Source organism: Cryobacterium sp. (genome assembly GCF_025463825.1).
Taxonomy (GTDB): Bacteria; Actinomycetota; Actinomycetes; order Actinomycetales; family Microbacteriaceae; genus Cryobacterium.
In genome coordinates this window covers 1-19,845 of record NZ_JAODBG010000040.1, presented here as the reverse complement: position 1 = coordinate 19,845, position 19,845 = coordinate 1, and the positions used below count along the sequence as shown (strand labels likewise).

The following is a 19,845-nucleotide window of genomic DNA, read 5'->3' as shown; positions in this document are numbered from 1 at the left end:
TCAATCTCCCGGAACCGGTTCTGGGGATCACCGATCCCGGTCTGGACCTCGGACGACCCGCTGTACCCGCGGACCGACGTGTACGGCTAGCTGGACAAACTGGCCGCCGACTTCGGGGTCCGCCCGGCCGACCTGCACCGGCCCTACATCGACGAGCTGACCCGGCCCAACCCGGACGACCCGACGGGCCGCTCGACCATGCGACGGATCGAGGACGTGCTGGACGTCTGGTTCGACTCCGGCTCGATGCCGTACGCGCAGGTGCACTATCCGTTCGAGAACCAGAAATGGTTCGACGGAAGTCCGGGTGGGGTGGCGGGAGAGGCCGGTCCCGACGGTGAGTCCGGGGTCGACGCGCATTTCCCCGGTGATTTCATCGTCGAGTACATCGGGCAGACCCGCGGCTGGTTCTACACGCTGCACGTGCTGGCCACTGCGCTGTTCGACAAGCCGGCGTTCCGCACCTGCGTGTCCCACGGCATCGTGCTGGGCAACGACGGCCAGAAGATGAGCAAGTCGCTGCGCAACTACCCGAGCGTCTTTGAGGTCTTCGACCGTGACGGCTCCGATGCCATGCGCTGGTTCCTGATGAGCTCCCCGGTGCTGCGCGGCGGCAACCTGATCGTCACCGAAGAGGGCATCCGCGAGGGCACCCGCCAGATGCTGCTGCCGCTGTGGAGCACCTGGTACTTCTTCTCGCTCTACGCCAACGCCACCGGCCACACCGCCACCTGGCGCACAGACTCGACCGACGTGCTCGACCGATACCTGCTGGCCAAGACCCGCGACCTGATCGCGGACGTCACCGGAGACCTCGAACGGCTCGACAGCACCCTCGCCGCCGCCCGCCTGCGCGACTTCGCCGATGTGCTGACCAACTGGTACGTGCGCCGTTCCCGCGACCGGTTCTGGGCCGGAGTCGCCGCCGACGGCACCGGCGCCGACGCCTTCGACACCCTGTATACGGTGCTCGAAACGGTGACCCGGGTGGCAGCACCACTGCTCCCGCTCGTCTCCGAGCGCATCTGGCAGGGCCTGACCGGCGGGCGCAGCGTGCACCTGACCGACTGGCCCGATGCCGCGGTCTTCCCCGCCGATCCGGGCCTGGTCACGGCCATGGACCAGGTGCGCCTGATCAGCTCCACCGTGCTGTCGCTCCGCAAGAAGGCGGGCCTGCGGGTACGGCTGCCGTTGGCGAACCTCACCGTGGTGACCACGAACACGGCCGCGCTGGCCGGGTTCGAGGGCATCCTGCGGGACGAGCTGAACCTGAAGGCCGTCACCCTCGTCGAGCAGCAGCCGGACAGTGCCGAGAGCTACGGCATCACCTCCAAGCTCACCGTCAACGCGCGGGCAGCCGGCCCGCGCCTGGGGAAGCAGGTGCAGCAGGTCATCAAGGCCGCCCGCACCGGAGACTGGAGCGAGACCGACGGTGTCGTCACCGCCGGCGGCATCGCCCTGGCAGCGGGGGAGTACGAGCTCGAACTGCAGGCAGCGTCCACCGCGGCCGACGCGGAGTCGGTGCTGAACAGCTCGGCGCTAGCGCTGCTGGCCGGCGGCGGCTTCGTGCTGCTGGAGACCACCACCACACCGGAGCTGGAAGCTGAGGGCCTGGCCCGCGACCTGATCCGGGCCGTGCAGGACACCCGCAAGTCAGCGGGCTTCGAGGTCAGCGACCGCATCCGGCTCGACCTGGTCTTCTTCGACGAAGCGGATGCGGCGACCTTCGCCCTCGCCACCGCCGTCGACGTGCCCGGGGAGACCCTGGCCACCCGTTTCGCCTCCCACACCTCCTCGTCCGTCGACGCCGACGTGCTCGCCGCCGGCACACCGGCGGAGTGGCTGCCCGGCCTGACCGGCACCCCCGTCGAGCACTACGTGCGTTTCGAGGCCAACCACTACGCGAACTCCGCCCCGGTGATCGTTGCCGTCGCCCGCGACAAAGGAACCATACATGTCTGACGATTACTTCCCCGACGAATTCCGGGACGCCGGCGACGCCGTGCTGTCCGCGCTGCTCGAGCGGGTCGGCGAGGGTTTGCCGCAACCGCGCCTGCAGCCCACCCGCCGCGCCGTTGAACTGCTGGGCGACCCGCAGAATTCCTACCCGATCATCCACGTGACGGGCACGAACGGCAAGACCAGCACGAGCCGCATCATCGAGAGCATCCTGCGTGCCTACGGGCTGCGGACCGGCCTCCTCGTGAGCCCGCACCTGGTCCGACTCAACGAGCGCATCGTGATCGACGGTCAGTCCATCAGCGACGAGGCCCTCGCCGCGAACTGGGCCGACATCCAGCCCTACCTGCGCATGGTCGACGCCGAGCTCGAAGCCGCCGGCGACGTTCCGCTGACCTTCTTCGAGGCGCTCACGGTGCTGGCCTTCGCCTGCTTCGCGGATGCCCCCGTCGACGTTGTCGTGCTCGAGGTGGGCATGGGCGGTGAATGGGACTCCACCAACGTGGCCGACGGCCAGGTGGCGGTGTTCACCCCAATCGCGCTGGACCACACCAAGCGGCTGGGCAGCACCATCGCCGAGATCGCGCGCACCAAGGCGGGCATCATCAAGCCCGCGGCGGCCATCGTCACCGCCGGCCAGGTGCCGGAGGCACTGGCGGAGCTGAACCGCGCCGCCGAACTGACCGAGTCCACCCTCGTTGGCGAGGGCGCCCAGTTCGAGCTCCTCGCCAGCCACGTCGCGGTGGGCGGCCAGCTCATCTCGGTGCGCGGCATCGCCGGCACCTACTCCGAGCTGTTCCTGCCGCTGTACGGCACCCATCAGGCACAGAACGCCGCCGTCGCCATCGCCGCCGTCGAGTCGTTCCTCGGCGCCGGCAGCCAGGCGCTCGTCGAAGACATCCTGGTGGAGGGGCTCGCCACGGCGACCTCGCCGGGACGCCTGCAGTTGGTCGGCATCGAGCCGACCGTGCTCGTCGACGCCGCGCACAACCCGCATGGCGCCCTGGCCCTCACTGCGGCGCTGCAAAGCTACTTCGACTTCGATGAGATCGTCGTCGTCGTCGGCATCCTGGCCGACAAGGACGCCGGTGGCATCGTCGAGGCCCTCCGCCCCATCGCCAGCCGTTTCCACGTCACCCAGTCGCACTCCGAGCGCGCCGTGCCGGTTGACGAGCTGGCCGACCTGGTCGCCGAGCACGTCGGCGACGCGGACACCTTCCGGTTCGGCGACCTCGCTCAGGCCCTGGACGCAGCCCGCGGCTGGGCGCAGGACGAGCCCAAACGCGCCGTGCTCGTGGCGGGGTCGATCACCCTCGTCGGCGACGCCGTTGCGCTGGCCGACGCGGGAGACTGGTTGACCCCGTGAGAGGGGGAAGCGTACGCCGCTCGCTCGCCTCCATCGTGCTCGGCTTCGAGCTCGTGGTGGTGTTCCTGGCGACCCTGGTGATCTTCGGGCTCAGCGACCTCCCGGCCTGGGTCACCCTGGGCGGGGGAGCGCTGCTCTGCCTGATCATGGTCGCCACGCTCGGGTTGTTACGGTTTCCCTGGGCCTACGGGATCGGCTGGGCCGTCCAGGTCATCATCGTCGCCACCGGCTTCCTCAACCCGGCGATGTTCGTCGTCGGGGCCTTGTTCGCCGGCATGTGGGTCTACTGCATGATCACCGGCACCAGAATAGACCGACAGCAGAAGGAGAACACATGAGCACTCAGGTTCAGGAAACACTCGTATTGGTCAAGCCGGACGGCGTTGCCCGCAATCTCGCCGGCGAGATCCTCCGCCGCATCGAGGCGAAGGGCTACTCCCTCGTCGACATCAAGCTTGTGCAGGCGGAGCGTTCGCTCCTCGCCGAGCACTACGCCGAGCACGCCGGCAAGCCGTTCTTCGAGCCGCTCGTCGAGTTCATGGAAAGCGGATCGATCCTGGCCATCCGGGTCGCCGGTGACCGGGTCATCGAGGGCTTCCGCGCCCTCGCCGGCACCACGGACCCCACCACCGCGGCGCCCGGAACCATCCGCGGCGACCTCGGCCGGGACTGGGGCCTGAAGGTGCAGCAGAACCTGGTGCACGGCTCGGACTCGCCCGAATCCGCCGCCCGCGAGCTGGCCCTCTGGTTCGCCTGACCCCAGCCCTCAGTACCAGCAATGACGAAGGCCCCGGAACGAAAGTTCTCGGGGCCTTCTCGCTCTCCAGAACCGCACGGTGATAAGGAAATAGTGCGGTCATACGGGCGGAATCGACCATAGAGTCCTTTTTTCCGTCCTTTTTCCTTCGCGGGGGTCAGAGGCGGTTCAGGACGTCCATTTGGACCTGCGCGATCGTCGCGGCGACGATGTAGCAGGCGATGGTGATCACGAAGAGCCAGGAGTAGGCGCCGGCGGCGGCGCGGCGGACGCGTGCCGGGGCGGGGATGATGCCGGTCTTGAGGTTGTACAGGGTCACGGCGAGGAACACCGGGATCGTCACCGTCCACGTGACCATGCACCACGGGCAGAGCACGTCGAGCACGAAGAAGCTCTGGCCCATGAGCCAGATCACGAAAGCCAGCGCACCCGTCACCCCCAGGTTGAGGCCGAGCCAGAACCAGCGTCTGAACGACGCGCCGCCGAGGATGGCCGCGCCGATGGTGACCACAACGCTCCAGCCGGCCACGCCGATCAGCGGGTTCGGGAAGCCGAACACAGCGCCCTGCCAGGAGCCCAGGTTGGTGCTGCAGCCGACGAGGACACTGAAGTTGCAGGACAACTGGGCGGCCGGATCTTCCAGCAGCGCGATCTTGTCCAGGGTGAGTGCACAAGCCGCGGCGAAGCCGATCGCGCCGGCGATCACCAGGAAGACGGCAAGGCCGATGGGAGGCTTTTTTGACACTGTGGATGGCACGTACGGATTATGTCATGTGGCGCGCACGCGACCCTGAGAATGCATGCGATAATCGAAACAGTCGTTTGAGCCGCGCTCAAACCGATGCCATAAGGCTTAATGGGCGGCATTCGCCCAGATTTATTGGTCGTAGACCAAAGGTATTAGCAACCAGAGCCAAGAGCCGGTTGCAGGACGCAAAAGGATTCGCGGGGTTTTCGCGCAAGCGGAAGCGTCGCTCGAGAGAGTAGCCGAGTGGGTGGCGCGGTCACCCACAGCGGTCAAGGAGCGCACCAGTGATGGTGGAAGACAACGACAACAAGAAGCGCAAGGGCCTGTTCGGCACTCGCAAGACAACCAGAAAGGCAGCCCCGGCACAGCAGCCCGCACCGGCCATCGACGTAGCGTCAACGCCCGTCGAGCCCGTGCTGGATGTTGAAGCCCTGGCGGCGGACGCCATCGACCAGCCGGTCGCGTTCCCAGCGCTGCCCACCCCGTACGACGAGAGCGTCGAAACGGTCCGCCGCCCGACGACATCCCTGATCTTCCAGGCGCCGGCCATCCTTCCGGCGCCGGTTCGAACCGGCGGACGCGTTCTCGACGACGAGGACGACGACGCCGAGGAGTCCTCGACGGTTCGCCGCCGTGCGCGCCGTCGCACCGGCGAGGAGGGCCGCAGCGACGACCCCGCCAACACCGTCGTCCGGGTCCGCACCCCGCGCGAACCGGAGCTCATCACCGAACCGCAGCGCATCAAGGGCTCGACCCTCCTGGAAGCCAAGAAGCCGCGCCGCCGCGACGGCCGCGACGCCGGCCGTCGCCGCCCGGTCATCACCGAGGCCGAGTTCCTCGCCCGCCGTGAGTCGGTCGACCGCGCCATGGTCGTCCGCGCCAAGCACAACAAGATCCAGATCGGCGTCCTCGAAGACGGCGTGCTCGTCGAGCACTACGTGGCCAAGAACCAGGATGCGTCGCTGATCGGCAACGTCTACCTCGGCCGGGTGCAGAACGTTCTGCCCAGTATGGAAGCCGCCTTCGTGGACATCGGCCGCGGCCGCAACGCCGTGCTGTACTCGGGCGAGGTCGACTGGGACGCCGCAGCGGTGAACTCCCCGGGCGGCAGCCAGACCCGCCGGATCGAACTGGCCCTCAAGCCCGGCGACAAGGTCCTCGTTCAGGTCACCAAGGACCCGATCGGCCACAAGGGCGCCCGGCTCACCAGCCAGGTGTCGCTGCCGGGACGTTACCTCGTCTACGTGCCCAACGGTTCCATGAACGGCATCAGCCGCAAGCTCCCGGATACCGAGCGAGCCCGCCTCAAGAAGATTCTCAAAGAGGTGCTGCCCGACAACGTGGGCGTCATCGTGCGCACCGCCGCTGAGGGTGCGACCGACGAACAGCTCACCCTGGACGTCAACCGCCTCACGGCCCAGTGGGCCTCGATCGCCAAGCAGGTCGACACCGTTTCCGGCCCGGCCCTGCTGCACAGCGAACCCGACCTGCTCATCAAGATCGTTCGGGACGTCTTTAACGAGGACTTCCACAGGATGATCATCTCCGGCGACGACTCCCAGGAGATCATCGAGTCCTACCTGCGCCAGGTGGCACCCGACCTCGTCGAGCGCGTGCAGCGCTACGAGGGCGAGCGAGACGCCTTCGACGAGTACCGCATCTCCGAGCAGATCGAGAAAGCGCTCGACCGCAAGGTCTGGCTGCCCTCCGGTGGCTCCCTCGTGATCGACCGCACCGAGGCGATGACCGTCGTCGACGTCAACACCGGCAAGTTCGTCGGCTCGGGTGGAAACCTCGAAGAGACCGTCACCAAGAACAACCTCGAGGCGGCCGACGAAATCGTGCGCCAGCTGCGCCTGCGCGACATCGGCGGCATCATCGTCGTGGACTTCATCGACATGGTGCTCGAGTCCAACCGCGACCTGGTGCTGCGACGCTTGGTCGAGTGCCTCAGCCGTGACCGCACCAAGCACCAGGTGGCCGAGGTCACCTCTCTCGGACTCGTGCAGATGACCCGGAAGAAGCTGGGCCTTGGCCTGCTCGAGTCCTTCAGCGAGAACTGCGAGGCCTGCGCCGGCCGCGGAATCGTCATCCACCACGATCCCGTCGTCAAGCACCGCCAGACCGCGCAGCCGCCGCAGGAGCGTCGCCCGCGCAGCAAGTCGAACGGCAACGGCCACGACAACGGCCAGGGCGGATCCCGCAGCAACGGCTCGGCCGGCAACGGCCACGCCCCCCAGGCGGCCACCGACGCCGCCAAGGCCGGCCACGGGACCCACGGGATCACCGAGGACGCCAAGCACGCCCTCGCCCTGATCGCGGCGCGCACGATCAAAGGCTCACTCACCGGGTCGATCCCGGTGATCGCGCCGGCCGAGGCCGGTCAGGCCGGCACCGCGGCCGTATCCGACGCCACCGCGACAGCGCCGGCGCTCGAACCGGCCGCAACCGAGGTCGTCGCGGCCGAGGTCGCTGCCGCCGGGTCGGATTCCGTCGACGCCGGACCGGCAGGCACCGACCCGGCGACCACCGACCGATCTAACTCGAGAGGCACCCGCGGCCGCTCCGGCAACCGCGCCAGCCGCCCGGCCGATGACTCCGCAGACACCGCCGGAATCGTCAGCGGCACCGTGGACGGCGCCGACACCGTCGAGGAGCCGAAGACCGTCGAGACCGCACGCGGCTCGGCTCAGGCGGCGGCGACCACCGACCGTGCGGATGCCGGCGCCCCGGACTCCGACGGCGTTGAGATCCTCGACATCCCGGTCAAGAAGTCCCCGCGGAACCGCCGGCCGGTCAGCAAGCAGGTCACCGACCAGCTGCTGGACTCCGTCCTGGATGCCCTGCCGGAGCCCAAGCAGCCCGGCCAGGGGCGCTCACGCAGCCGGCGGGTGACCACCGCCGGCGGTCCGACCGCCGCGGCCGCGACTCCGATCGTGATCCCCGCACCGGAGAACCGGTAACGCCCGTACGAAGCCGAATGAACGGCGCCGCCTCCACGGCGGCGCCGTTTTCCGTCCCCCGGCGCTGGTCTAGGCTGGACGGATGCGCGGGGATCGAGTGGGAGCGCGTCGCATCCCCACCGGCCTGATCCTCGGTGTCGTCCTCGTGGCCCTCGCCTTCACCGTGCGCGCGGTGAGCCCGGCCTTCGCCGGCTGGGGCTTGCCGGACCGCACCCAGGACACCATCACGCTGGCGCTGAGCGTCATCATCGAGTCGGCGCCGTTCGTGTTCCTCGGCATCTTGCTTTCCACCGTCGTGCAGGTCTGGCTGCCGCACGGTTTCCTGCTGCGCTTCCTGCCCCGCCAGCCCCTGCTGCGCCGGGCGGCCATCTCGCTCCTGGGTATGTTCTTCCCGGTCTGCGAGTGCGGGAACGTGCCGCTGGCCCGCGGGTTCATGGTCGGCGGGTTCACCGTGCCCGAGTCGATCACCTTCCTGCTGGCCGCTCCGATCCTCAACCCGATCACCATCATCACCACCCACCAGGCGTTCGGTTTCGGCGACGGCATCCTGATCACCCGGATCGTGGCCGGGTTCATCATCGCGAACGTCATCGGCTGGCTGTTCAGCCGACACCCGAACCCGGACAGCCTCCTCACGCCGTCCTTCGCCGCCAGCTGCGCCCGCCCCGAGCCTGCCGGGCACGACCATGACCATGACCACGGTCCCCAGCGCGGCCGGACTCCGAGCCGAATCCACACCTCCGTCGACCTGTTCGCCAGGGAGACTGCCGTCATCATGCCGGCGCTGTTCATCGGGTCGCTCGTCGCGGCGCTCACCCAGGTGTTCGTCCCCCGGTCGGTGTTGCTGGCTCTTGGCAGCAACCCGGTCTGGTCCGTGCTGGCCATGATGGCGCTGGCCTTCATCGTGGCGGTCTGCTCCAACGTGGACGCCTTCTTCGTGCTGTCGTTCGGCAGCACCTTCATGCCCGGCGGTATCGCCGCCTTCCTCACCTTCGGAGCCATGATCGACGTCAAGATGCTGGCCCTCATGCGCACGACCTTCAGCACCCGCACCCTGGTGCAGATCACCGCGCTCGTCGCGCTCATGAGCGCCGCGGCGGGATTGCTGCTGAACTATGTCGGCTAGGCGCACGACGGTCGCCGACAGCCGGCGCGGAACGGGCTGGTCGGCAGGGCTGGCCGAGCACTGGCGCGGCATCGGGCTGAGCCTGGTCGTCGTCGTGGCGACGGTGTGGCTGGGCGCGACCGGCCAGCTGGGGCTGTACATCCACCCCCGGTACTTCGGTTTCACCCTGGTGATGGCCGCCCTCGGCCTGGTCTTCGTGGTGGCGTCGTTCTTTTTCTCGTCGTCCTTCCTGGCATCGGCCCCCGCCGAACGCACCAGCCCGCGCCGGCTGGCCCTGTCCGTGACCGGCAGCGGAATGCTGCTCCTGATCGCCGCCGTGACGGTCCTGGCGATCCCCCCGGCCACGCTGACCAGCGCCACGGCCACCCAGCGCGAGGTCAACTCGGGCGGCCTGGACACGACGGATGCGGCGGAGCAGGCGGCCACCCTGGTGGGAAACGGGGATTATGAACGGCTCAGCGTGAAGGAATGGGTGTCGCTGCTCGCTCAGTCCGACGATCCGGCGCTCTTCGCCGACAAGTCCGCGAAGCTCACCGGTTTCGTGCTGCCGGACACCGACGATCCGGAGAACGTCTTCTACGTCGCCCGGTTCGTGGTCACCTGTTGCGCCGTCGACGCCCAGCCCATCGGCGTTCCCGTCTACCTGCCGGGCTGGTCGAACACCTACACAACCGATGCATGGGTCGAGGTGGCGGGCACGTTCACCCCCAACCCCAGCGGCCTGGCGAAGGCGGCCCTCGCGGTGGAGCCCGCCACAATCGAGTCCGTCGAGCAGCCGAGCGACCCGTATGTCTACTGAACCAGTGACTCCCGAGCGGATGCCGGCAGAGCCGTCCCCGGCGAGACGGGCCGCCGACAGGCGGTTCCGGCGCACCCTCGGGGCGATGATCGTCGGGCTCCTGGTGCTGTGCCTCGGCCTCGTGGCCGTCAACGTGCTCAACGGGCCGCGGCTCACCGGCACCAGCATCGACACGAGCGCGGTGGTGACCAAGGCCAATCAGCGCCTGGTGCTCGAGACCAACCAACAACTGGCCGAGGTCACCGCCGAGCAGGTCACGGTGACACCCGCCAGCGCCGTCCAGGTTCAGACCACCAACGACACCGTCATCGTCGTCTTCTCCCAACCGTTGGACTACGACACCGAGTACACCGTCGGCGTCTCCGGCGTCACCGGGCCGTTCCCCGACCGGGTGTCCACCCTGTCCACCTCCTTCCGGACCGGCGAGTCACCGCTCTACGTGCTCAGCCGGATGCCGGCCCTGCCCGGTGAGTCCACCAAGGCCCCCGACCGCATCGTGCGCACCACCGTCGGGTCCGCCGACACGACGGAGGTCTTTTCCGCCCCGTACATCCAGGCCTTCGTCCCCACCGGCGACGGGCTCGCGGTCGTGACCCTCGCCGACGACCTGACCAGCCGGCTGAGCCTCGTCGACTCCGACGGAAAGGCCGCCGAACTCACCCTGCCCGGCACCGGGACCGTTCAGGAGCTCCAGGCGTCCACGGTGTCGGCGACCCTCGGTTTCCGGTTCAGCAGCGTGCCCGGCGCTCTTGGCACCGAGTACGACAACACCCTGTTCCTCCTGGACCTCACCCGCGGCACGCTGGCCACCGTCGACGGGCTCGACGGCGCCCCGGTCCAGGCCATCAGCTGGGGCTTCCTGGCCAACCGCGGCGAACTTGTCGCCCAGATCTTTGATACGACCCTCCTGCTGGTTGACCCCGCCGCCGGCACCGCCGCCGTCCCGATCGGCCAGTTCGCCAACCTCAACGCCTTTGCCCCGGACGGGGTGCGCATCGCCGTGTCCGACCAGGAGCGGCAGTATGTCCTTGACCTGTCCACCGGTACCGAGGACCCGATCGTGCCCCGGGATGTGGCCGGGACGACGCCGTACACCGCGGAACTGCGCTTCCTCACCGGGGGAGAGGGCTACGTCCAGCGAGTCGCCGAATTCGACCAGGCCACCGGCCGGGTGGTGCAGTATCTCACCCTCGTCACCGGGGAACCCGGCGCGGAAGTCAGCCGGGTGGTCTACCAGCCGGCGTTGGCCACCGAAACCATCGTGGGCTTCGACCTGTCCCCGAACGACCAGTACCTGGCGATCCAGACGGTGCCGAACAGCGACACGCAGGTGAGTGACGGGTATCCCGTGGGGGCTCAGGCGACGACGGCCACGGTGGTCTTCGTTGACCTCGACACGGGAGCCATCACCCGCAGCATCGTGGGAATGGACGCCACCTGGTGAACTAGACGCCGCGGCGGTCCCTGGCCCGCACCCGAAGGCCGCTGGCACGCAACCGGGTGACGAGCCCCCGGAAGTCGACCGGCTCGGCGCCGGCCGCCACCAGGCTGTCGTACCTGGACTGGGGAACGTCATAGTGGTCACGATCGAAGCCCCGGCGGGGGATGCCCTGCGCGGCCGCGAAAGCGTGCAGTTCCGCCAGCGAGGAGTCGCTGACCAGATGCGACCAGAGGGTTCCGTGCGCCGGCCACGCCGGCTGGTCGATCAGTATGCCCATCCCGCGAGTGTAGGCAGGAGCACGGCGCGACACGCTGTATCGACATGGTTTGACCGGGGCATTCCGATCCGCTAAAGTCGAGTGTTGGTGTGCGAAGGACTATGTCCACGCGAGCGCCAAGGTTTTCTGCGTGTGATGGTCCGACTTGGATTACTCGCACCGGTAACTTTCCATCATAGGAATCGGAGCCCCCGGGGTTCCCCAGAGATAGGTACGTAAAGTGGTTTACGCAGTTGTGCGCGCCGGTGGGCGGCAGGAGAAGGTAGAGGTCGGGACCATCGTAACGATGGACCGTATCAAGGCTGACAAGGACGGCAACGTCGAGCTGGCCGCCGTGCTTCTCGTCGACGGCGACAAGATCACCTCGGACTCGACGTCGCTGGCCAAGGTCAAGGTCGTCGCCGAGGTCCTCAACGACCTCCGCGGCCCGAAGATCGTCATCCAGAAGTTCAAGAACAAGACCGGTTACAAGAAGCGTCAGGGGCACCGTCAGGAGCTCACTCGCGTTCAGGTCACCGGCATCGCCTAAGGCCTGAGGAGAAGAACAAATGGCACACAAAAAAGGTGCGAGTTCCACTCGCAACGGTCGTGACTCCAACGCGCAGCGCCTCGGCGTGAAGCGCTTCGGTGGTCAGGTTGTCGGCGCGGGCGAGATCATCGTCCGTCAGCGTGGCACCCACTTCCACCCCGGCGTGAACGTCGGCCGTGGTGGAGATGACACTCTCTTCGCCCTCGAAGCCGGCTCGGTCGAGTTCGGTGCAAAGGGCGGCCGTAAGGTCGTCAACATCGTGGTGGCCGCCGCTTAGGCATCCACACAGCTTTTCGGCATGAGGGCGGGCTTCGGCTCGTCCTCATGTTTGTTTTTATCGCCACTGAAAGGGGCATTCCCATGGCCACGTTCGTTGACCAAGTCACGCTGCACCTGCGAGCGGGCAACGGAGGAAACGGTTGTGTCTCGGTCAAACGCGAGAAGTTCAAGCCTCTCGCCGGACCCGATGGCGGAAACGGCGGCAACGGTGGCGACATCGTCCTCGTCGCCGACCCGCAGGTCACCACCCTGCTCTCCTTCCACCGTTCCCCCCACCGCAGCTCCGCCAACGGCGGACCCGGTATGGGGGATCACCGCAACGGCTACAGCAGCGACATCATCGAGCTGTCGGTCCCGCTCGGCACCGTGGTCAAGGACACCGAGGGAAACCAGCTCGCCGACATGACCGAGGTCGGCGACCGAATCGTCGTCGCGCCCGGCGGCCAGGGCGGGCTCGGCAACGCCGCCCTTGCCTCCACCAAGCGCAAGGCGCCCGGCTTCGCGCTGCTCGGCACCTACGGCTGGGAAGGCGACGTCCTCCTCGAGCTCAAGACCGTGGCGGATGTCGCGCTCGTCGGCTACCCGTCGGCCGGCAAGTCCAGCCTGATCGCCGCCATGTCCGCGGCCCGGCCCAAGATCGCGGACTACCCCTTCACCACCCTGCACCCCAACCTCGGCGTCGTCGACGCCGGCGAGGTGCGCTACACCGTCGCCGACGTTCCCGGACTCATCGAGGGCGCCAGCGAGGGCAAGGGGCTCGGCCTGGAATTCCTCCGCCACGTCGAGCGCTGCACCGCACTCCTCCACGTGCTGGACTGCGCGACGCTGGACCCGGGCCGCGACCCGATCAGCGACCTGGACGTGATCCTCGGCGAACTCGCCGCGTACCCGGTTCCGGATGGCCAGACGCCGCTGCTCGAGCGCCCGCAGCTGATCGCGCTGAACAAGATCGACGTGCCGGAGGGCCGCGAACTCGCTGCCTTCGTGAAGGCCGAGCTCGAAGAGCGCGGCTACCGGGTCTTCGAGATCTCCACCGTGAGCCATGAGGGCCTGCGCCAGCTGAACTTCGCCCTCGCCGAAACCGTCGAGGCCGGCCGGATCACGAGCGCCGAGGCGGCCGCGCTCAAGCCCCGCATCGTCATCCGCCCCAAGGCCGTCGACGACAGCGGCTTCATCGTGCGTGTCGAGGGCGGTTCGTTCGGCAACATCTTCCGCATCCTCGGTGCCAAGCCGGAGCGTTGGGTGCAGCAGACCGACTTCAAGAACGACGAAGCCGTCGGCTTCCTCGCCGACCGGCTCGCCAAGCTGGGCACCGAAGACGAACTGTTCAAGGCCGGCGCCGTCGCCGGTTCGACAGTCGTGATCGGCCCGGGCGACGGCATGATCTTCGACTGGGAGCCCACCCTCACCTCCACCGCCGAGCTGATCACCGCTCCGCGCGGTACCGACAGCCGAATGGACGACTCCAAGCGCCGCACCAGCAACGAACGCCGGGAAGAGTACCTCGGCCGGATGGACGCCAAGGCGGCTGCCCGTGCCGAGCTCATCCGTGAGCGCGAAGCCGGCATGTGGTCCACCGGCGAGGAGGAATACAACGGCACCGACGGCGAAGTCACCGAGAACAACGCGTCCCGCCGTCGCACCAAGGAGGGCGGCTCCGAGTGACCGGCGGGGGAAGGCGCCCGCTGGATCGCAGCGGCGTCGCATCGGCGACACGCATCGTCGTGAAGGTGGGATCCTCATCGATCAGCGGCGCTAACGTGGGCCAGATCGCCCCATTGGTCGACGCCCTGGCCGCCGCGCACGGCCGCGGAACCGAGGTGGTGCTGGTGTCCTCCGGCGCGATCGCCACGGGGATGCCCTACCTGCAGCTCGACGAACGCCCCACCGACCTGGCCACCCAGCAGGCGGCGGCCTCCGTGGGCCAGAACCTGCTGATCTTCCGGTACCAGGACAGCCTGGACCGGTATGACATCATCGCCGGCCAGGTGCTCCTGACCGCCGGAGACCTGGAGAACGCAGCGCCGCGCAGCAATGCGCAGCGCGCCATGGACCGACTGCTCGGGCTGCGCATCCTGCCGATCGTGAACGAGAATGACACCGTCGCCACGCACGAGATTCGCTTCGGCGACAACGACCGCCTGGCCGCCCTCGTCGCCACCCTGGTGAGGGCGGACCTTCTTGTGCTGCTCAGCGACGTGGACGCCCTGTACACCCGCCCGCCGCACCTGCCGGGTGCCGAACGCATCGATCACGTCGCGCTGGGGGACACCCTGCCCGGTGTCGAATTCGGCGTGTCCCAGTCCGGTGTCGGTACCGGTGGCGCGGGGACCAAGGTCTCCGCCGCCCGGATCGCGGCGCAGGCCGGGACCGCCGTGCTGGTGACCTCCACGGCGCTCGTCGCCGAAGCCCTCGGTGGCGACCGGATCGGCACCTGGTTCGAACCGGCTCACCCGGGCAGAGGTGGCCAGGCCGGCCTAAACTAGGGGCATGTCGCAGACCCTTCCCGCCACCGTGCCTGCCGCCCCCTCCCACTCCGACGCGGGTGCCCGCCCGGCGGAGGCCGGGACGGATGCTTTCACGGCGTTGCTGGTGGCCGGCCGCACCGCGTCGCTCGCGCTGTCCACCGCCCCAACCGAGGTGAAGAACCGGGCGCTGCGCGGTATCGCGCAGGCGCTGCGGGACAACCTCGCCGACATCGTTGCCGCGAATGCGTCCGACCTCGCCGCCGGCGAGACCAACGGCCTCGGCGCCGGACTGCTCGACAGGCTCACCCTCGACGAAGCCCGCATCCTGGCGTTGGCCGACGCCGTCGGCGATATCGAGGGGCTCACCGACCCGGTCGGCGAGGTCGTCCGCGGCAGCAGCCTGCCCAACGGGGTCAAGATCGCTCAGGTGCGAGTTCCGTTCGGCGTCGTCGGCGTGATCTATGAAGCCCGCCCCAACGTGACCGTGGACATTGCCGCCCTGGCTCTCAAGAGCGGCAACGCGGCGGTGCTCCGCGGTGGTTCGGCGGCCGAGAACTCCAACCGGGTGCTCGTCGGATTGATCCAACAGGCACTCGTCGGTGCCGGCCTGCCCGCCGCAGCCGTGCAGACCATCGACCCGTTCGGGCGCTCAGGCGCGGCCAGGCTGATGCAGGCCCGCGGTCTTGTCGACGTCCTGATACCCCGCGGCAGCGCCGGCCTGATCCAGGCCGTCGTGACCGAGTCCACCGTTCCCGTGATCGAAACCGGCGCCGGTGTGGTGCACATCTTCCTGGATGCGTCGGCCGACATCGACTGGGCCCGGGACATCGTGCACAATGCCAAGGTGCAGCGGCCGAGCGTCTGTAACGCCGTGGAGACCGTGCTGGTGCACCAGGCCGCCGCGGCCCGCCTGCTCCCGACGGTGCTCGACAAGCTCGTCGAGGCCGGCGTCACCATCCACGGCGATGCGGCGGTGCGGGCTCTGTACCCGGCCGCGCTCGAGGCAACCGACGAGGATTGGGCCACCGAATACATGAGCCTGGACCTCGCCGTCGCCGTGGTCGCCGACCTCGACGCGGCCATCGGGCACATCCGCCGTTACTCGACCGGTCACACCGAGTCGATCATCACCAACGACATCGTCAACGCGGAGCGGTTCCTGAACGAGGTCGACTCCGCGGCGGTGATGGTCAACGCGTCCACCCGGTTCACCGACGGCGGCGAGTTCGGTTTCGGCGCGGAGGTCGGCATCTCCACCCAGAAGCTGCACGCCCGCGGGCCGATGGGGTTGCCGGAACTCACCAGCACCAAGTGGATCGTGCGCGGCAGCGGCCACGTGCGGGCGTAGCCAGCCTCTGCGGGCACCCCCGCTAGACTGGTCGCGGTAGCCGGGCCGTCCGCCTGTGCCATCCGCTGAACCAAGTCTTTGTGAACGGAGATTCCATGTTGTTCGTGACCGCTTTCCTGGCCGAGGTCGAGCACACCCAGCTGCCCGTACCCACCTGGGTCTACGGCCTGGTCGCCCTGGTGATCTTCGCGGCCCTAGGCTTCGTGCTCTGGACCTACCGCGATGTCGCCAACCGCCACAACGCCAAGGCCGACGCCTACGCACGTGCCCACGGTGGCGCAGCCGGCCACGGCGGCCACTAAGCCTCCCGGCAGACGGTGACCCGTCATCGCCCACGCATCGGCGTGATGGGCGGCACTTTCGACCCCATCCACCATGGCCACCTCGTGGCCGCCAGCGAAGTGGCGCAGAGCTTCGACCTCGACGAGGTCATCTTCGTACCCACCGGCCAACCCTGGCAGAAAGCCGACGTCACCCGGGCCGAACACCGGTACCTGATGACCGTCATCGCGACGGCGTCGAACCCCCGGTTCACCGTGAGCCGGGTCGACATCGACCGCACCGGTCCCACCTTCACCATCGACACCCTGCGCGACCTGCACGCGGAACGTCCGGATGCCGAGCTTTTCTTCATCACCGGTGCGGATGCCATCACCCAGATCCTGGGCTGGAAAGACGTCGCGGAGTTGTGGAAGCTGGCGCACTTCGTGGCTGTGAGTCGTCCGGGACATGACCTGAGCATTTCAGGATTGCCTAACCAGGACGTAAGCTTGTTGGAGGTTCCGGCTCTGGCTATTTCGTCCACTGATTGCCGGGCACGCGTGAACCGGGGATTCCCGGTCTGGTACTTGGTCCCCGACGGGGTTGTCCAGTACATCTCAAAGCATCATTTGTATCGGAGTGTGGCATGACGTTGGGTAACAGCCCGCAGCCACTGACGCGACGACAGTTGCGCGAGTTGGCCCGTGACAACGAGCCGGCCGTCGCCGAGAGCGCGCCGGACGCGGAAGCGAACCCGCCTGCTGACGTACCGCCTCATTCTTCGCGTCACACGTCCCCTCCCGTGGAGAGGCCCGCACCGGTCCCCCCGGCTGCGGACACGCCCGCCTCGGTCAAGCCGGCGCCGGTCAAGCCGGCGCCAGTCAAACCGGCGCCAGTGAAGCCGGCTTCGGTGGCCAAGCCCCAGCGGGCCGAGCAGCCCGCGGTGAAACCGGCCGGCGCCAAGGCTGCGCCGGCCCCGCTGCCGATTCCCGAAGAGGCACCGGCCAGGAACGCCGTCGTGATCGACTCCGTCGTGGTGGACCCCGGCCACGCCCTCACCCGCCGCGAACTGCGTGCCCTGCAGGCCGCCGCGTCGGCCAGCGCTGCGCAGTCCAGCCCGCCGCCCGCCGCAGCGGCAAGCGCTGCACCGGGCAACGCCGCACCGGCCGCCGAGCGTGCCCCGACAGTGCGTCCGGCGTCCGAGTCGACGCCGGTCCCCACCGCCTCGGAGGCGCCCGCCGACTCGACCGGCGCCGCCAATGGACTGCATCCGCCCGTCGGCCACTGGTCCGTCGACCGCGACGACGACAGCCACATCGAGACCGTCGGGCGTCGCGACGACCAGACCTTCGACGACTTCGTGGGCCGCGGCATCGGTGCCGGCGGAATCCCCACCACCACGAACGCACTGATCCTGCCCGCAATTCCGCGCCAGGGTGCGGCCGGTCCCATCACGAGCACCGGTGAGATCATGATCACCGGGTCGATCGACCTGCCGCGCAGCCTCGGGGCCACCGGCCAGCACCCGAACCTCTTCGATTCCTCGGAGATGGACCGGATGCTCGACCAACTCGACGAGGCCGGCCACCACAACGATGTCGCCCCGGTCAGCGCCAGTCGCGCCGTGAGCACGCACACGTCCACGAGGGGTGTGATGACGCCACCACGCAAGCGTGGAGCATCACTGCCCACGGTCCTGGCCATCACCGCCGCGCTCCTGGCGATCGGCGTGCTCTCGCTGTTCGTCGTCGGCTACGCCTTCAACATCTACTAAGACTTTCTTCTCCGCCAACTTTCTTCATGCCAACCTTTTCGCATTCACTAAACCAGGGATTCAATCGATGACCGCTTCTGCCCATGCTCTCGAGCTCCTCAAGGTGGCCGCCGCCGCCGCCGACTCGAAAGCGGGGGAGGACCTCGTTGCCATCGACGTCTCCAACCCGTTGCCGTTGGCCGACATCTTCCTCATCGTCACGGGACGATCGGAGCGCAACGTCGTCGCGATCGCCGGCGAAATCGAAGACAAGCTGATCGAGGCCGGCTACAAGCCGCTGCGTCGTGAGGGTCGAGCCGAAGGCCGCTGGGTCCTCGTCGACTTCGGTGACCTCGTCGTGCATGTGTTCCACGAAGAGGAGCGGGTGTACTACTCCCTCGAGCGCCTGTGGAAGGACTGCCCGGTCATCCCGATCGAGCTGTCGAGCGCGCGCGCAACCGACGAGGCCGAGGCGAAGATTTCTGTGGAAATCGACGCCGCGGAATAGCGTTTGGTTCTCGAGCACTCAAAACATGTAGTAACCTAATGAAGTTGTTTCGGAGGAATTCGAAACAAAGTCTGGGTCCGTGGCGCAGCCCGGTAGCGCACCTGCATGGCATGCAGGGGGTCAGGGGTTCGAATCCCCTCGGATCCACCAGACACACAAAAACCCCCGATGACAGTAGTCATCGGGGGTTTTTGCAATCCCGCGGGAGAAAGATTTCCCAAATTTTTTCCGCCCCGGTTCTCCGGCGAGATCCGGAAAAAGTCACTCGGACTGTCCCGGCGCTCTAGCTTCCGGCTCGTCGCCGCCGTACAGTGGTCGCGAGAATCGCCGCGACTTTTGGGAGGTTGTCTGTCATGACGTCCACCACCGCTTCGCCCCCTGCGTCCGGTGTGCCGGAGCGCGGCACCGGTCAAATCACACCACCGCCGGCCAGCCGGCGGCAACGCTCGGTGATCGTCGCCTGGGTCACCTCGACCGACCACAAGGTGATCGGGTACATGTACCTGATCACCTCGTTTCTCTACTTCTCCCTCGGTGGAGTGATGGCACTGATCATCCGAGCCCAGCTCTTCGAACCCGGCCTGCAGATCGTGCAGACCCGGGAGCAGTACAACCAGCTTTTCACCATGCACGGCACGATCTTGCTGCTGATGTTCGCCACCCCGCTGTTCTTTGGTTTCGCCAACGCGCTGCTGCCCCTGCAGATCGGCGCCCCAGACGTCGCCTTTCCCCGCCTGAACGCGCTGTCTTTCTGGTTCTTCTTCTTCGGCAGCCTGATCGCGGTCAGCGGCTTCCTCACCCCGCAGGGGGCAGCGTCGTTCGGCTGGTTCGCGTACCAGCCGCTGTCGGACACCACGTTCACGCCGGGAGTCGGCGGGAACCTGTGGATGCTGGGCCTCGGCCTGTCCGGCTTCGGCACCATCCTGGGTGGCGTGAACTTCATCACCACGATCATCACGATGCGCGCTCCGGGCATGACCATGTTCCGGATGCCGATCTTCACCTGGAACTCTCTCGTCACGTCACTGCTGGTGCTGATGGCGTTTCCGGTGCTTGCCGCCGCCTTGCTCGCGGCCGCCAGCGACCGCATCTTCGAATCCCACATCTACGACCCCGCCAACGGCGGAGCGCTGCTGTGGCAGCACCTCTTCTGGTTCTTCGGCCACCCAGAGGTCTACATCATCGCGCTGCCGTTCTTCGGCATCGTGTCCGAGGTGTTCCCCGTGTTCAGCCGCAAGCCGATCTTCGGCTACAAGACCCTGA

Annotated in this window: 19 protein-coding genes, 1 tRNA gene and 1 pseudogene; 19 read left to right on the top strand and 2 right to left on the bottom strand. The window is 67.8% G+C overall.

The annotated features are described in order from the left end of the window. From JWP54_RS04885 to ndk, 4 genes and pseudogenes are all read left to right on the top strand, one after another. A pseudogene (locus tag JWP54_RS04885) lies at positions 1-1,962 on the top strand (class I tRNA ligase family protein); the annotation flags it as partial. After that, a complete protein-coding gene (locus JWP54_RS04880) occupies positions 1,955-3,325 on the top strand; it encodes a folylpolyglutamate synthase/dihydrofolate synthase family protein (RefSeq protein WP_297368112.1) in 1,371 nt (456 codons plus the stop codon). The pseudogene JWP54_RS04885 and the gene JWP54_RS04880, both read left to right, overlap by 8 nt. Continuing rightward, on the top strand, positions 3,322-3,663 hold the full coding sequence (locus JWP54_RS04875) for a DUF4233 domain-containing protein (protein ID WP_297368110.1): 342 nt from the start codon (positions 3,322-3,324) through the stop codon (positions 3,661-3,663). Before JWP54_RS04880 ends, JWP54_RS04875 begins: the two co-directional genes overlap by 4 nt. Next, positions 3,660-4,082, top strand: coding sequence for a nucleoside-diphosphate kinase (gene ndk, locus JWP54_RS04870; RefSeq protein ID WP_297368108.1), 423 nt, complete (start codon positions 3,660-3,662; stop codon positions 4,080-4,082). Before JWP54_RS04875 ends, ndk begins: the two co-directional genes overlap by 4 nt. A gap of 157 nt (positions 4,083-4,239) precedes the next feature. Here the strand turns inward: ndk and JWP54_RS04865 are convergent, their stop codons facing one another. Then, a complete protein-coding gene (locus JWP54_RS04865) occupies positions 4,240-4,839 on the bottom strand; it encodes a vitamin K epoxide reductase family protein (protein ID WP_297368106.1) in 600 nt (199 codons plus the stop codon). Positions 4,840-5,117: 278 nt separating this feature from the next. On the opposite strand from JWP54_RS04865, the gene JWP54_RS04860 reads away from it, so the two are divergent. The 4 genes from JWP54_RS04860 to JWP54_RS04845 all read left to right on the top strand — a co-directional run bounded on the left by JWP54_RS04860 (position 5,118) and on the right by JWP54_RS04845 (position 11,162). Next, positions 5,118-7,793, top strand: coding sequence for an Rne/Rng family ribonuclease (locus tag JWP54_RS04860; protein ID WP_297368116.1), 2,676 nt, complete (start codon positions 5,118-5,120; stop codon positions 7,791-7,793). A gap of 82 nt (positions 7,794-7,875) precedes the next feature. After that, complete coding sequence (locus tag JWP54_RS04855) at positions 7,876-8,919, top strand: permease (protein ID WP_297368103.1); 1,044 nt, start codon at positions 7,876-7,878, stop codon at positions 8,917-8,919. Further along, positions 8,909-9,718 (top strand): TIGR03943 family protein, encoded by an 810-nt coding sequence (locus JWP54_RS04850; protein ID WP_297368102.1) that lies wholly within the window; start codon positions 8,909-8,911, stop codon positions 9,716-9,718. Before JWP54_RS04855 ends, JWP54_RS04850 begins: the two co-directional genes overlap by 11 nt. Before the next feature lie 85 nt (positions 9,719-9,803). Next, positions 9,804-11,162, top strand: a complete 1,359-nt coding sequence (locus JWP54_RS04845) for a hypothetical protein (RefSeq protein WP_297368100.1) — start codon at positions 9,804-9,806, stop codon at positions 11,160-11,162. 1 nt (position 11,163) lies between these two features. Here the strand turns inward: JWP54_RS04845 and JWP54_RS04840 are convergent, their stop codons facing one another. Beyond that, on the bottom strand, positions 11,164-11,436 hold the full coding sequence (locus JWP54_RS04840) for a DUF4031 domain-containing protein (protein WP_297368098.1): 273 nt from the start codon (positions 11,434-11,436) through the stop codon (positions 11,164-11,166). Between the two features lie 220 nt (positions 11,437-11,656). On the opposite strand from JWP54_RS04840, the gene rplU reads away from it, so the two are divergent. From rplU to JWP54_RS04785, 11 genes are all read left to right on the top strand, one after another. Next, positions 11,657-11,965: a 50S ribosomal protein L21 gene (gene rplU / locus JWP54_RS04835; protein ID WP_297368096.1), complete on the top strand. Its 309-nt coding sequence runs from the start codon at positions 11,657-11,659 to the stop codon at positions 11,963-11,965. A gap of 19 nt (positions 11,966-11,984) precedes the next feature. Next, positions 11,985-12,242, top strand: coding sequence for a 50S ribosomal protein L27 (gene rpmA / locus JWP54_RS04830; protein ID WP_066595878.1), 258 nt, complete (start codon positions 11,985-11,987; stop codon positions 12,240-12,242). A gap of 83 nt (positions 12,243-12,325) precedes the next feature. Continuing rightward, a complete protein-coding gene (obgE, locus tag JWP54_RS04825; RefSeq protein WP_297368072.1) occupies positions 12,326-13,909 on the top strand; it encodes a GTPase ObgE in 1,584 nt (527 codons plus the stop codon). 20 nt (positions 13,910-13,929) lie between these two features. After that, positions 13,930-14,730 carry a glutamate 5-kinase gene (gene proB, locus JWP54_RS04820; RefSeq protein ID WP_297368114.1) on the top strand — a complete coding sequence of 267 codons (801 nt, stop codon included), beginning with the start codon at positions 13,930-13,932 and terminating at the stop codon, positions 14,728-14,730. 4 nt (positions 14,731-14,734) lie between these two features. Then, a complete protein-coding gene (locus tag JWP54_RS04815) occupies positions 14,735-16,060 on the top strand; it encodes a glutamate-5-semialdehyde dehydrogenase (RefSeq protein WP_297368070.1) in 1,326 nt (441 codons plus the stop codon). Positions 16,061-16,155: 95 nt separating this feature from the next. After that, the gene (locus JWP54_RS04810) at positions 16,156-16,362 is read left to right on the top strand and encodes a hypothetical protein (protein WP_297368067.1); all 207 of its coding nucleotides are present in this window, start codon (positions 16,156-16,158) and stop codon (positions 16,360-16,362) included. 15 nt (positions 16,363-16,377) lie between these two features. Beyond that, complete coding sequence (nadD, locus tag JWP54_RS04805; RefSeq protein WP_297368064.1) at positions 16,378-16,971, top strand: nicotinate-nucleotide adenylyltransferase; 594 nt, start codon at positions 16,378-16,380, stop codon at positions 16,969-16,971. Between the two features lie 260 nt (positions 16,972-17,231). Beyond that, positions 17,232-18,095, top strand: a complete 864-nt coding sequence (locus JWP54_RS04800) for a hypothetical protein (protein ID WP_297368061.1) — start codon at positions 17,232-17,234, stop codon at positions 18,093-18,095. Between the two features lie 67 nt (positions 18,096-18,162). After that, positions 18,163-18,582 (top strand): ribosome silencing factor, encoded by a 420-nt coding sequence (gene rsfS / locus JWP54_RS04795; protein ID WP_297368058.1) that lies wholly within the window; start codon positions 18,163-18,165, stop codon positions 18,580-18,582. Between the two features lie 73 nt (positions 18,583-18,655). After that, positions 18,656-18,732, top strand: a tRNA-Ala gene (locus tag JWP54_RS04790). A 203-nt stretch (positions 18,733-18,935) separates the two neighbouring features. Next, a partial coding sequence (locus JWP54_RS04785; protein ID WP_297368055.1) for a cbb3-type cytochrome c oxidase subunit I occupies positions 18,936-19,845 on the top strand: 910 nt, incomplete at its 3' end.

Bases quoted from the DNA above. Each gene is read 5' to 3' on its own strand.
- rpmA (WP_066595878.1), top strand. From the start codon at position 11,985: ATGGCACACAAAAAAGGTGCGAGTTCCACTCGCAACGGTCGTGACTCC.
- JWP54_RS04810 (WP_297368067.1), top strand. From the start codon at position 16,156: ATGTTGTTCGTGACCGCTTTCCTGGCCGAGGTCGAGCACACCCAGCTG.
- JWP54_RS04880 (WP_297368112.1), top strand. From the start codon at position 1,955: ATGTCTGACGATTACTTCCCCGACGAATTCCGGGACGCCGGCGACGCC.
- JWP54_RS04855 (WP_297368103.1), top strand. From the start codon at position 7,876: ATGCGCGGGGATCGAGTGGGAGCGCGTCGCATCCCCACCGGCCTGATC.
- JWP54_RS04840 (WP_297368098.1), bottom strand. From the start codon at position 11,436: ATGGGCATACTGATCGACCAGCCGGCGTGGCCGGCGCACGGAACCCTC.
- ndk (WP_297368108.1), top strand. From the start codon at position 3,660: ATGAGCACTCAGGTTCAGGAAACACTCGTATTGGTCAAGCCGGACGGC.
- JWP54_RS04845 (WP_297368100.1), top strand. From the start codon at position 9,804: ATGATCGTCGGGCTCCTGGTGCTGTGCCTCGGCCTCGTGGCCGTCAAC.
- JWP54_RS04850 (WP_297368102.1), top strand. From the start codon at position 8,909: ATGTCGGCTAGGCGCACGACGGTCGCCGACAGCCGGCGCGGAACGGGC.
- rsfS (WP_297368058.1), top strand. From the start codon at position 18,163: ATGACCGCTTCTGCCCATGCTCTCGAGCTCCTCAAGGTGGCCGCCGCC.
- JWP54_RS04815 (WP_297368070.1), top strand. From the start codon at position 14,735: ATGTCGCAGACCCTTCCCGCCACCGTGCCTGCCGCCCCCTCCCACTCC.
- obgE (WP_297368072.1), top strand. From the start codon at position 12,326: ATGGCCACGTTCGTTGACCAAGTCACGCTGCACCTGCGAGCGGGCAAC.
- JWP54_RS04860 (WP_297368116.1), top strand. From the start codon at position 5,118: ATGGTGGAAGACAACGACAACAAGAAGCGCAAGGGCCTGTTCGGCACT.